We start from the raw sequence: 11,705 nt of genomic DNA, 5'->3' as shown, positions 1-11,705 counted from the left end.
TCAGCTCACATTGACCAGTTTATCGACGCCAGACGGCACCCTGCGTATCATTTCGCCTGGAGTGGCTTGCGCACAAACAGGCCGTAGCTCAGCGCACCAATCATCAGCAATCCCGCGCCCAGCAGGAACACGTTGGTGAACTTGCCGGTGGTATCAAGGATGATGCCAGTGACGATCGGGGCCATTGCTGCCCCCAGGAAGCCACCGAAGTTCTGGATCGCCCCCAGCGATGCAACCTGTGATTTTGGCGCGATGTCACTCGCCAACGTCCAGAGCGCCCCTTGCGGCATCTGCGAACAGAAATAGCCGAGCGCCAGCAGACCAATCGCCAGCGGTGTGCTATCGACAAAAGGAATCGGCGCGACAAAACAAGCCGCCAGCGCTGCACCGGTGACGATAGGGATTTTACGCGCGGTGATGGCACGCACGCCGTTACGCACCAGGCGATCGGACAGCATACCGCCTACCAGCACACCCAGAATGCCGCACAGGAACGGAATCGAGGCGATCCATCCGGTTGCTTTCAGGCTGAAGCCGAGGGATTTTTCCAGATAGCCCGGCAGCCAGGTGAGGTACACCCAGATGGTGAACATGATGGAGAAGTTACCGATCACCATAAACCAGGTGGTGCTGTGACGGAACAATGCGCCCCAGCTCGCTTGCGCGCGTTCTTCCGGGGCAGCGACGCTACGCTGTCCGGCATGCAGCAGCGCATCTTCACGCGCATCCGGGTCGCGATAGAATTTCCACCACGCCAGCAGCAGCGGAATCCCCATCAGACCAATGGCAACGAACATCCCACGCCAGCCAAAAGTCAGCAGCAGCACAGTAAGAATCGGTGGCGCAATGGCGTTAGCGATTTGCGAACCGGTATTGATGATCGCCGTCGGCAGGCCACGTTCATTATCACCAAACCAGCGATGGGTAATTTTGATGCCGGAGGTAAAGAACGGCGACTCAGAGACGCCCAGCAACATACGCAGGCCGTAGAAGAAGCTGTAGCTGTTTACGAAAGCCGCCAGCACGGTAAAGCTGGACCATAACCCCAGCGCCCAGGAGAACATTCTCTTCGGACCAAACTTATCCACCAGCCAACCCGCCGGCAGGTTTGCCAACGCATAGGGCCAGAGAAACGCCGACAGCAGCAGGCCCATCTCGGTCTGCGAGAAACCAAACTCTGCCGCGATAGTGGTGTTGGCGATACTCAGGTTGGCACGATCGAGGTAGTTCACCACCGCTGCCAGCAGCAGGATGGTGATGATTCCCCAGCGTAATTTGCTCACAAGCGTGGGCTGCGCCACTGCGGCGCCGGACAAGGTATTCACCGAGGTTTTCATTGTGTTGCCCCCACCGCGTTAAACAGGCTGAGGTTAATTTTGATCACCGCTTTACGGATCGGCTGCGCATCAGGCGCGGCACAGCAGGGACGATGCACGTCATGCGGGAAAAACAGCGCGAACATGCCCGGCGTCAGAGTGATCATCGATTCATCAATTGTGTCCTGATAAAACACCACGTCACGCTCAGCGCGCAGATCTTCAATGATGACATGCTGCGGATGCGCCCGCGCCACGCCAATGTTCTCGCGTCCGGCCAACAGGTACTGAATATCAACGTAGTTAAAATGCGACTCAGCACGGCGATCGCTGGCCGGTTCGGTGTCCATTTCCTGCACCAGGCAGAACATCTGGTTATCCGGCAGCAAGTCATACTTGCCGGTGGCCAGTTGGCTGAAATCGGTGTCGGCTATCCAACGTAACGCCTGGTCGACGATGGGGTGGAAGGCATGGCGCTCACGCGCCCAATCCTGGCTATCACATACAATCATGGTGTTTTCCCTGTCGTTATCATTAATGGGTTCAGGTACAGCCGTAGCGGCGCGATAAATCGCACCGCTACGCATTTTTCTCAGAGGTTTTCGATACGTTGCTGCCAAATCTGGCTGCCATCGCGGATCTGGTCGAGCAATACGCCCAGTCCCCAGAATTTCTCCAGCACGTTGTCTTTATTAACGCGGCAATGCTCGCTGGCGAAGGTGCCCAGGCGTTGATGGTAGATTTTGGCGTTTTTCGGGTAGCCGAGGGTTTCCGTCACCGCGCTGAGCGACAGGAACAGCGAAAGCTCGTGGGCTTTCTCCGCCTGCTGCGCGCCCTGGTGGTACAGCCAGTGATACAGTCCCGGATGGAAGTTGGTGAAGACGCCGCTGAAACCTTTGGAACCGGCCTGCATGGCTGGCCAGGCGATGGCGGCGTTGGCGTTGATCACCGCCAGCGGCGTACCTTCCGCCAACTGCACTCGACGCTGTACCGTCGGCAGGTCGCAGCTCACATCTTTCAGCACCACGAAACGGCCGCTGTTGGCGCAGAAGCTGAACTCTTCATCGCTCAACAGACGACGGTACGGAGCCGGGCATTCATACAGGCCCAGCGGCATGGTGTCAGGCAGCGCCTCCAGCAAATGATTGAGGTGTGCGTAGAAGGTTGCGCTGCCCTCATTTTTCGGGTCGAGATGGTTAGTCACCAGCACCAGCGCATCGATGCCGGTGTTCGCCATCGCCTGCAACTCGGCGGTTTGTTGCGCCAGATCGTCGCTGATATGACCAGACGCAATCACCGGCACGCGACCCTGCACTTTTTCCACCACAAATTTCGCCAGCGCCACGCGTTCTTCGAGGCTTAAGAACTGCATTTCGCTCGACTGACATACCGCGAACAATGCATCGACACCTTCCGTCAGATACCAGTTAATCAGGCGCTCCAGCCCCGGATAATCAACCTGGTTGTCTGCCGTAAAGGGGGTAAGCATAACCGGCACAATGCCTTCGATTTTTTTCATGTTCTCTCCTGCCAGCGGTTCCACCGCTGTGATTTGTTATCGTTGATGAAGTCGGGCCATAACCTGCTGTCGATCCGGCATATTGCTGGCACCTTCGCGCTCTACCGCCAGCGCGGCAAAGGCCGATGCCCAGGTGGCGGCCTGCAACAGGCTTTGCCCCTGCGCCAGCGCGGCGGCCAGCGCACCGTTGAAGGCGTCGCCTGCCCCGGTGGTATCGACGCTCAGCGCCGGGAAGGCCGGAATATGATGAAATTGTTGGTTATCAAGCAGTAACGCACCGCGTGATCCCATAGTGATGATGACGCGTCGCGCGCCCAGTTCGACGATGGCCTGTGCAGCGGCGCGAGCGCTGGCTAAATCGACGATTTCGATGCCAGACAGCAACGAGGCTTCGGTTTCATTGGGGGTTAGCACGTCAATCATCGCCAGACAGCTCAACACCTCGGCGGAAAACGGTGCGGGGTTCATAATCACCCGCACCCCGAGCGTATGAGCGAGACGAATCGCGCTGCGCGTGGCCTCAAAGTTGTTTTCCAGTTGCAGCAGCAGCACGCTGGCATCCGACAACTCGTGGGTCATCTCGGCGATTTCGTCGTCGGTGAAGGTTTTGTTCGCGCCGGAATAGATGGCGATCATGTTCTCGCCATTCTCCTGCGAGACGTAAATGATGGCGCTTCCGGTCGGCTCACTATCCGTCTGGTACAGACGGAACGAGTGGATGCCTGAGGCCGACAGATGGTCAAACGCAAACTTGCTGAACTGATCGGTGCCAACTTTGGCGACAAAATGCACCCGCGTACCGGCACAACTGGCCGCCATCGCCTGGTTGGCCCCTTTGCCGCCCGGACCGAGGGTGCTGCCGAGCGCCAGCAGCGATTCGCCGCCGCGAGGAAAACGTGCAACTTTTGCCACGATATCGACGTTAAAGGCACCAAGAATGCAGACTTTGCCGTTTTTTACCGCAGATGTTGCGCTCGGACGCCGCGCCTGCAAACGCTCCAGCAACACTTCAAAATTTCCGCCACTTTCGCTGATCAATTTTTCCTGGAGGTTGCGGCGCAGGGCAATCGCCCCGCCATAGCAGCGTTGTACCAATCCCTGACGCGCCAGTGCGCCGAGATCGGTACGAATGGTTTCGCGTGTAACGCCGAGCTGGCTTGCCAGCCCGTTAACCGTTACGCGATCCTGTTCATCCAGCCATTTAAGTATTTGATTACGTCGCTCTTCCAGAAACATGCGTCATCCCCTCCGCTTCGCCCAAAGCGTAAGGGAGTGGACAACAGATGTAAGTGACACGGATCGCAGCGCACGGGAAAAAACGGAAGCAAACAAAAGCTAACGCAGATGTTTTTTAAGCAGAAAAGGAAATGTCAGGCGAGTAACAAACAAAAAACCCTTCCCGATTGGGAAGGGTTTTGGCACATCAGATGTCGATGTTGGCGGCTTTCAGCGCGTTCTCCTCGATGAAGGCGCGGCGCGGTTCTACCGCATCGCCCATCAGCGTAGTGAACAACTGGTCGGCAGCGATGGCGTCTTTGATGGTGACGCGCAACATGCGGCGGCTGTCCGGGTCCATCGTGGTTTCCCACAACTGCTCCGGGTTCATCTCGCCCAATCCTTTGTAGCGCTGAACTGACAGGCCACGGCGGGATTCTTTCACCAGCCAGTCAATCGCCTGTTCGAAGCTGGTTACTGGCTGACGACGTTCGCCACGCTCAATAAACGCATCTTCCTCAATCAGGCCGCGCAACTGCTCACCAAGGTCGCAGATTTTGCGGTATTCAGGACCAGCGATAAATTCGCTGTCCAGCGGATAATCAGTATCCACCCCGTGAGTACGTACACGCAGTACCGGCTCAAACAGGTGCTGCTCACGGTTAGCGCGCACCTGAGCAACGTAGGTGCTGCCATGCGCTTCGCGCTCGGTCAGATAGGCCACCAGACCATCCAGCCAACCTTTCACCGCGGCTTCATCGCTGAGGTCGCTCAGGGTCGGATGGTAAATCAGCCCACGCAGCAGCGCGAGCGGATAGCGGCGCTCCATACGTTTGATCATGCGCTGGGTGCTGTTGAAGCTCGCCACCAGATTTTCCAGCGGTTCGCCTCCCAGTGCCGGGGCGCTGGCGTTGGTGTGCAGGGTTGCGCCATCAAGGGCGATCGCGATTTGATATTGATCCATCGCTTCGTCGTCTTTGATGTACTGCTCCTGCTTGCCTTTCTTCACTTTGTACAACGGCGGCTGCGCGATGTAGACGTGACCACGTTCCACGATTTCCGGCATCTGACGATAGAAGAAGGTCAACAGCAGCGTACGGATGTGCGAACCATCGACGTCGGCATCGGTCATGATAATGATGCTGTGATAACGCAGTTTGTCCGGGTTGTATTCGTCACGGCCAATGCCGCAACCCAACGCGGTGATCAGCGTCGCCACTTCCTGCGAAGAAAGCATCTTGTCGAAACGCGCTTTCTCTACGTTGAGGATTTTACCTTTCAGCGGCAGAATCGCCTGGTTCTTACGGTTACGTCCCTGCTTGGCCGAACCGCCTGCGGAGTCACCCTCCACCAGGTAGATTTCGGACAGCGCCGGGTCGCGCTCCTGGCAATCCGCCAGTTTGCCCGGCAGACCTGCGAGGTCCAGCGCGCCTTTACGACGCGTCATCTCACGAGCACGACGTGCCGCTTCACGCGCACGCGCCGCATCGATAATTTTGCCAACGACGATTTTCGCGTCAGATGGATTTTCCAGCAGATACTCCGCCAGCAGTTCGTTCATCTGCTGTTCAACCGCCGATTTCACTTCTGAGGAAACCAGCTTGTCTTTGGTCTGCGAGGAGAATTTCGGGTCCGGTACTTTTACCGATACCACGGCGATCAGACCTTCACGCGCATCATCACCGGTGGCGCTGACTTTGGCTTTTTTGCTGTAGCCTTCTTTGTCCATGTAGGCATTCAGGGTACGCGTCATCGCCGCACGGAAGCCCGCAAGGTGCGTACCGCCATCGCGCTGTGGAATGTTGTTCGTGAAGCAGTAAATGTTTTCCTGGAAACCATCGTTCCACTGCAATGCCACTTCCACACCAATGCCGTCCTTCTCGGTAGAGAAGTAGAACACGTTCGGGTGAATCGGGTTTTTGTTGCGGTTGAGATACTCAACAAACGCCTTGATCCCCCCTTCGTAGTGGTAATGATCCTTCTTGTCATCGCGCTTATCTTCAAGGCGAATTGACACACCGGAGTTGAGGAACGACAGTTCACGCAGGCGTTTTGCCAGGATGTCGTACTCAAATTCGGTCACGTTGGTGAAGGTTTCATGGCTCGGCCAGAAACGCACGCGCGTACCGGTAGCATCGGTATCACCCACCACCGCCAGCGGGGCCTGCGGCACGCCGTGGACGTAGGTTTGCTGATGCACTTTGCCATCACGACGAATGGTCAGTTCCAGTTTCTGCGACAGGGCGTTAACCACGGAAACACCCACGCCGTGCAGACCACCGGATACTTTATACGAGTTGTCGTCGAACTTACCGCCCGCGTGCAGGACCGTCATGATCACTTCGGCCGCCGACACGCCCTCTTCCGGGTGGATACCCGTCGGGATGCCACGACCATCATCCTGTACCGATACGGAATTATCGGCATGAATGGTGACCACGATGTCACTACAGTAACCGGCGAGCGCTTCGTCGATGGCGTTATCCACGACCTCGAATACCATGTGATGCAGACCGGTGCCGTCATCCGTATCGCCGATATACATGCCAGGGCGTTTGCGTACCGCATCAAGCCCTTTCAGAACTTTGATACTTGAGGAGTCATAAGAATTCGACATCAACGTTTCTCGCTCATTTAATCTTCAGGTTGAACTGCTATTTTACCCTGTTCCACGCGGAACATCTTGCCCTTTTCGTCACTCATGTCGATTACATGCTCGACACCAATGGCACTGACAAACACCTGCGCCTGCGTGGCTTTCAATCGCTCCGCTAACAGGCGGCGACGCACGTCATCCAGCTCTGAAGCAAAGTCATCAATCAGGTAGAGGCAACGGCGTCCACTGCTGCGCGTGAGATATTCCCCCTGCGCCAGGCGCAGCGCGCACATCAGCAGTTTTAACTGGCCGCGTGAGAGTAAATCTTCCACCGGCGTACCCTCGGCACGAATACGGAAATCCGCTTTGTGCGGGCCGCTGGCGGTGTAGGTTAGCGCGCGATCGCGCTCGAAATTGCGTTCCAGCAGTTCGCCGTAGTCGCTCTCCTTGTCCCAGCCGCGCTGGAAGGAGAATGCCAGCTCAAACTCAGGCAAGAACTGGGCACAAGTCGCGGTGATTTCGCTACAAATGGCTTCGCTGTATTCCGCACGCCAGGCGCTGATTTGTTCGGCCAGCGGCACCAGTTCCTGATCCCACGGACGAATCTGACTGTAACGCGTCACCTGGCGCAGTGCGGCATTGCGTTGCTTCAGCAAACGACGCAGGTTGCTCCAGGCGTTGAAAAAACCGGGGGCGGCATGAAAACAGCCCCAGTCGATATAGGCTCTACGATATTTGGGGCCGCCGTTGAGTAAAGTAAACCCCTCGGGGGTGATTAACTGCATCGGCAGCAACTGCGCCAGCTCGGCGACTTTATGGCCGTCGCTACCGTCAATACGTACCTTGCTTTCACCGGCGCGATTTTTGGTCAGCCCGACCGCCAGCTCGCGCTCGCCACCTTCGATGCGCCCATGCAACACAAAGGCTTGTTGATCATGACGAATGACCCGCCCGGCCTGCAAACTGCGAAAGGCACGGCCATGCCCCAGGGTGTATATCGCCTCCAGCACGCTGGTTTTGCCGCTGCCGTTGGCACCCACGAGGAAGTTAAACCCCGGCGCTAATGTCAGATCGGCCTGTTCGATGTTACGAAAATCTTTAATCAGGAGGCGGGTTAAAGCCATCAATCAATCCAGCTTTGGAGGACAAGAAGAGGGTGTTTACCAAACTTCAATAAACCAGGCCTGGCTTGCTTGCCAGGCCGATATTTTCTACAACCGCATTGGCATGACAACGTAGGCGGCTGCCGGGCTGGCAACATCCTCGATTTGCACACTCGATACGGAGTCAGTCAGTAGCAAACGCACATTTTCGCACTTCAGCGCGTTCAGCACATCCAGCACGTAACTCACGTTGAAACCAATCTCCAGCTCGCTGCCGTTGTAGCTGACATCCAGCATCTCTTCCGCTTCTTCCTGTTCCGGGTTGTTGGCGGTGATTTTGAGCTGATTTTCGGTGATATAGATGCGAACACCGCGGAATTTCTCATTCGACAAAATCGCCGCACGCGCAAACGCCTGCTTCAGCAGATCGCAACCGGCTTCCAGCGCTTTGTCGGGATTTTTCGGCAATACGCGGCGATAATCCGGGAAACGACCATCAACCAGCTTCGATGTAAAAATAAAATCGCCGACGTGGGCGCGGATGTTGCTGCTGCCGATTTGTACCTGTAACGGGGTTTCGCCGCCGTCAAGCAGACGTACCAGCTCAATCACCCCTTTACGCGGCACGATCACCGAATGGTTAGGTAACGCCTGACCGATAGGCATCGAGCAGACCGCCAGACGGTGACCATCGGTTGCGACGGTGCGCAACTCTTCCCCTTCGGTTTCAAACAGCATGCCGTTGAGGTAGTAACGCACGTCCTGATGCGCCATCGAAAACTGCGTAGCTTCAATCAGACGCTTCAGCGTGGCCTGCGGCAGGGTGAATTCCACCTCGCTTTGCCAGTCATCCAGATTGGGAAAATCACTGGCGGGCAGCGTGGAGAGTGAAAAACGGCTGCGGCCAGAGCGCACCAGCATTCTGTCGCCTTCCAGCGTCAGGGTGATCTCTGCGCCATCCGGCAGACCGCGACAAATGTCGAGGAATTTACGCGCCGGAACCGTGGTCGCACCAGGTTCATGCGGCTGCGTTAACGCCACGCGCGCCACCATCTCCATTTCCAGATCGGTGCCGGTCAGCAGCAGGGTGCCTTCATTAACCTGCAGCAGCAAATTTCCGAGGATCGGCAGCGTAGGACGCCCACCAAGCGGGCCGCTGACTTGTTGCAGCGGTTTCAGCAACTGCTCACGTTCAACAATAAATTTCATAGCGTCAGGAAGATAAAGTTCGAATGAGGTTAGAGAAATCTTCTTTGATGTCGTGGCTCTCTTCACGCAGCTGCTCGATTTTACGGCAGGCGTGAAGCACGGTGGTATGGTCGCGGCCACCAAACGCATCACCAATTTCCGGCAGGCTATGGTTGGTCAGCTCTTTCGCCATCGCCATCGCCATCTGGCGTGGACGTGCTACCGAGCGCGAACGGCGCTTGGAGAGCAGATCAGCCACTTTAATTTTGTAATACTCCGCCACCGTCTTTTGAATGTTGTCGATGGTGACCAGCTTTTCCTGCAACGCCAGCAGATCGCGCAGCGCTTCACGCACGAAATCGATGGTAATGGCGCGGCCGGTAAAGTTGGCGTTGGCGATAACGCGATTCAGTGCGCCTTCCAGCTCACGGACGTTAGAACGCAGACGCTTGGCAATAAAGAACGCCACTTCACCCGGCAGGCGAATGTCGTTTTCATCGGCTTTCTTCATCAGGATCGCAACACGCGTCTCAAGTTCCGGCGGCTCAATCGCTACGGTCAATCCCCAGCCAAAGCGCGACTTCAGACGATCTTCCACGCCGTTGATCTCTTTGGGGTAACGATCCGAGGTCAGGATGATCTGTTGATTGCCTTCCAGCAGCGCATTGAAGGTGTGGAAAAACTCCTCCTGCGATCGCTCTTTATTGGCAAAGAACTGGATGTCATCGATTAACAATGCATCGACGGAGCGATAGTAACGTTTGAACTCTTCAATGGCGTTGTTTTGTAGCGCTTTCACCATGTCCTGCACAAAACGTTCGGAGTGCATGTACACCACTTTGGCATTGGGCTTGCGCGCCATGATGCCGTTGCCGACCGCATGTAACAGGTGAGTTTTGCCCAGACCCGTGCCGCCATAAAGGAACAGCGGGTTATAAGCACCACCCGGATTATCCGCCACCTGACGTGCCGCCGCGCGCGCCAGTTGGTTAGATTTACCTTCAACGAAGTTGTCAAAGTTATGGCGGTTATTCACATTGGAGCGGTAAGTTACATCCGCTGGCGCGGGGACAGAGTCCCAGCTTGGACGCAGCGTTTGCGCCGGAGCCGGACGGCTTTGCGCCGGGGCCGGCGCGCTAACGCTGGCCATCGCAGGCTGGCTGGCCGCAACTTGCGCCACCGGGCGCGTACCCACCTCAAAACGCAGCAACGGCACATCCGCACCGCAGAATTCATTCAGCAGCCCATTGATACTGTTGAGATATTTATCCCGAACCCAGTCGAGTACAAACCGATTTGGTGCATATAAGGCCAGCGTATTGTCGTTCAATTCAGCTTGCAGCGGACGAATCCACATGCTGAATTCGGTGGCAGGAAGCTCATCCTGCAAACGGGCAAGACACTGTTGCCAAAGCGTAAGTGACACGGCGGACTCCACTCGTACAAAATCGATAAGAATTTTAGGCGCTAATAAAAGAAACGTTCGTTTTTTGACACAGGCGATCAGAAAGCGCCTGCGACCGCTATCCGCGGTAGCCTCCCTGCGATCTCAGAGTGGATCGTCAGCGGAAGGGCGGATCATAGCGCAAAGCGGCACAGAGATCTCCCCTTTCTACACAGTTTTGATCCAATTTATCCACAGGGTGCGGAAGCGCTAAAGAGTTTACGCCTTCTGGCGAAAAAGCGAGCGGGGATCAGGATGAAAGCTGTAAATTTTCTGGCCGTGTCTCGTTTTCCGCAAAAAAAATCCGCCGATCGATCGCAAGAAGATCCTGCTCGATCCTTGCGCTTTAACGTATAGCCCGTATAATTCTCCACCCCGGCGTTGTCGCGTTCAGCCCAATGCCCGGAATCAGCGGGCTGTATCCGGGTTTTCCTGGTACCGCGACCAGCGAAGTAAATTGACTCTGGACTGTACAATTATTACAATCCCGCCTCTTTATTAAAGACACATTGAGGCGTCGGTCGATTTACTGGCCCGAAAACGCGTCACCCAGTGAAAATTTTCAAGTTTAGGTAGAAATCGCCATGAAACGCACTTTTCAACCGTCCGTACTGAAGCGCAACCGTTCTCACGGCTTCCGTGCACGTATGGCTACTAAAAATGGTCGTCAGGTTCTGGCACGTCGTCGTGCTAAAGGCCGTTCTCGTCTGACCGTTTCTAAGTAATAAAAGCTAACCCTCGTGGTTAAGCTCGCATTTCCCAGGGAGTTACGTTTGTTAACTCCCACTCATTTCACTTTCGTCTTCCAGCAGCCACAAAGGGCTGGCACGCCGCAAATCACCATCCTCGGCCGCCTTAACTCGCTGGGGCATCCCCGCATCGGTCTCACCGTCGCAAAAAAACATGTTAAACGCGCCCATGAACGCAACCGGATCAAGCGATTGACCCGCGAAAGCTTTCGTCTGCGCCAACATGAACTGCCCGCGATGGATTTTGTGGTCGTGGCTAAAAAAGGGGTTGCTGACCTGGATAACCGTGCGCTGGCGGAAGCGTTGGAGAAATTATGGCGTCGTCACTGTCGCCTGGCTCGCGGCTCCTGATCGGCCTGATACGCGTGTATCAACGCGCCATCAGCCCACTGCTGGGACCTCATTGCCGGTTCCATCCCTCCTGTTCGCAGTATGGAATTGAGGCCTTACGTCGCTTTGGCGTAATAAAAGGCAGTTGGTTGACGATTAAACGCGTATTAAAATGCCACCCTTTGAACCCGGGTGGCGACGATCCTGTGCCGCCAAAAAAACTTTGAAACCAGAGAACATTAACG

10 protein-coding genes and 1 pseudogene are annotated in these 11,705 nt (G+C 55.9%); 3 read left to right on the top strand and 8 right to left on the bottom strand.

Going from position 1 to position 11,705, the window contains the following annotated elements; all coding sequences use genetic code 11:
• Positions 1–47 precede the first annotated feature (47 nt).
• The 8 genes from AC6I8R_RS00205 to dnaA all read right to left on the bottom strand — a co-directional run bounded on the left by AC6I8R_RS00205 (position 48) and on the right by dnaA (position 10,363).
• Positions 48–1,337, bottom strand: a complete 1,290-nt coding sequence (locus AC6I8R_RS00205) for an MFS transporter (RefSeq protein WP_497831770.1) — start codon at positions 1,335–1,337, stop codon at positions 48–50.
• Complete coding sequence (locus tag AC6I8R_RS00200) at positions 1,334–1,828, bottom strand: NanQ anomerase/TabA/YiaL family protein (protein WP_021183655.1); 495 nt, start codon at positions 1,826–1,828, stop codon at positions 1,334–1,336. Before AC6I8R_RS00200 ends, AC6I8R_RS00205 begins: the two co-directional genes overlap by 4 nt.
• An 80-nt stretch (positions 1,829–1,908) precedes the next feature.
• On the bottom strand, positions 1,909–2,835 hold the full coding sequence (locus AC6I8R_RS00195) for a dihydrodipicolinate synthase family protein (protein ID WP_021183654.1): 927 nt from the start codon (positions 2,833–2,835) through the stop codon (positions 1,909–1,911).
• 36 nt (positions 2,836–2,871) lie between these two features.
• The gene (gene rbsK / locus AC6I8R_RS00190; RefSeq protein WP_208724465.1) at positions 2,872–4,071 is read right to left on the bottom strand and encodes a ribokinase; all 1,200 of its coding nucleotides are present in this window, start codon (positions 4,069–4,071) and stop codon (positions 2,872–2,874) included.
• Positions 4,072–4,258: 187 nt separating this feature from the next.
• The gene (gyrB, locus tag AC6I8R_RS00185; RefSeq protein WP_208724464.1) at positions 4,259–6,667 is read right to left on the bottom strand and encodes a DNA topoisomerase (ATP-hydrolyzing) subunit B; all 2,409 of its coding nucleotides are present in this window, start codon (positions 6,665–6,667) and stop codon (positions 4,259–4,261) included.
• A gap of 17 nt (positions 6,668–6,684) precedes the next feature.
• Positions 6,685–7,770, bottom strand: a complete 1,086-nt coding sequence (gene recF / locus AC6I8R_RS00180; protein WP_021183651.1) for a DNA replication/repair protein RecF — start codon at positions 7,768–7,770, stop codon at positions 6,685–6,687.
• Positions 7,771–7,857: 87 nt separating this feature from the next.
• Complete coding sequence (dnaN, locus tag AC6I8R_RS00175) at positions 7,858–8,958, bottom strand: DNA polymerase III subunit beta (RefSeq protein ID WP_013507201.1); 1,101 nt, start codon at positions 8,956–8,958, stop codon at positions 7,858–7,860.
• A gap of 4 nt (positions 8,959–8,962) precedes the next feature.
• The gene (gene dnaA / locus AC6I8R_RS00170; RefSeq protein WP_021183650.1) at positions 8,963–10,363 is read right to left on the bottom strand and encodes a chromosomal replication initiator protein DnaA; all 1,401 of its coding nucleotides are present in this window, start codon (positions 10,361–10,363) and stop codon (positions 8,963–8,965) included.
• Between the two features lie 602 nt (positions 10,364–10,965).
• On the opposite strand from dnaA, the gene rpmH reads away from it, so the two are divergent.
• The 3 genes and pseudogenes from rpmH to yidD all read left to right on the top strand — a co-directional run bounded on the left by rpmH (position 10,966) and on the right by yidD (position 11,703).
• The gene (rpmH, locus tag AC6I8R_RS00165) at positions 10,966–11,106 is read left to right on the top strand and encodes a 50S ribosomal protein L34 (protein ID WP_003849659.1); all 141 of its coding nucleotides are present in this window, start codon (positions 10,966–10,968) and stop codon (positions 11,104–11,106) included.
• A 15-nt stretch (positions 11,107–11,121) separates the two neighbouring features.
• Positions 11,122–11,481 (top strand): ribonuclease P protein component, encoded by a 360-nt coding sequence (rnpA, locus tag AC6I8R_RS00160; RefSeq protein WP_036625704.1) that lies wholly within the window; start codon positions 11,122–11,124, stop codon positions 11,479–11,481.
• A pseudogene (yidD, locus tag AC6I8R_RS00155) lies at positions 11,445–11,703 on the top strand (membrane protein insertion efficiency factor YidD). Before rnpA ends, yidD begins: the two are co-directional and overlap by 37 nt.
• Positions 11,704–11,705: the final 2 nt, after the last annotated feature.

It is taken from the genome of Pantoea sp. X-Soil-OKNW-713, assembly GCF_059730685.1.
The sequence above is the reverse complement of the archived record's forward strand: the minus strand, read 5'-3'. Positions and strand labels throughout refer to the sequence as shown.

What these genes read in the sequence shown, in the direction of transcription:
- gyrB (WP_208724464.1), bottom strand. Translation starts at nt 6,667, where the DNA reads ATGTCGAATTCTTATGACTCCTCAAGTATCAAAGTTCTGAAAGGGCTT.
- AC6I8R_RS00195 (WP_021183654.1), bottom strand. Translation starts at nt 2,835, where the DNA reads ATGAAAAAAATCGAAGGCATTGTGCCGGTTATGCTTACCCCCTTTACG.
- rbsK (WP_208724465.1), bottom strand. Translation starts at nt 4,071, where the DNA reads ATGTTTCTGGAAGAGCGACGTAATCAAATACTTAAATGGCTGGATGAA.
- AC6I8R_RS00205 (WP_497831770.1), bottom strand. Translation starts at nt 1,337, where the DNA reads ATGAAAACCTCGGTGAATACCTTGTCCGGCGCCGCAGTGGCGCAGCCC.
- recF (WP_021183651.1), bottom strand. Translation starts at nt 7,770, where the DNA reads ATGGCTTTAACCCGCCTCCTGATTAAAGATTTTCGTAACATCGAACAG.
- AC6I8R_RS00200 (WP_021183655.1), bottom strand. Translation starts at nt 1,828, where the DNA reads ATGATTGTATGTGATAGCCAGGATTGGGCGCGTGAGCGCCATGCCTTC.
- dnaN (WP_013507201.1), bottom strand. Translation starts at nt 8,958, where the DNA reads ATGAAATTTATTGTTGAACGTGAGCAGTTGCTGAAACCGCTGCAACAA.
- rpmH (WP_003849659.1), top strand. Translation starts at nt 10,966, where the DNA reads ATGAAACGCACTTTTCAACCGTCCGTACTGAAGCGCAACCGTTCTCAC.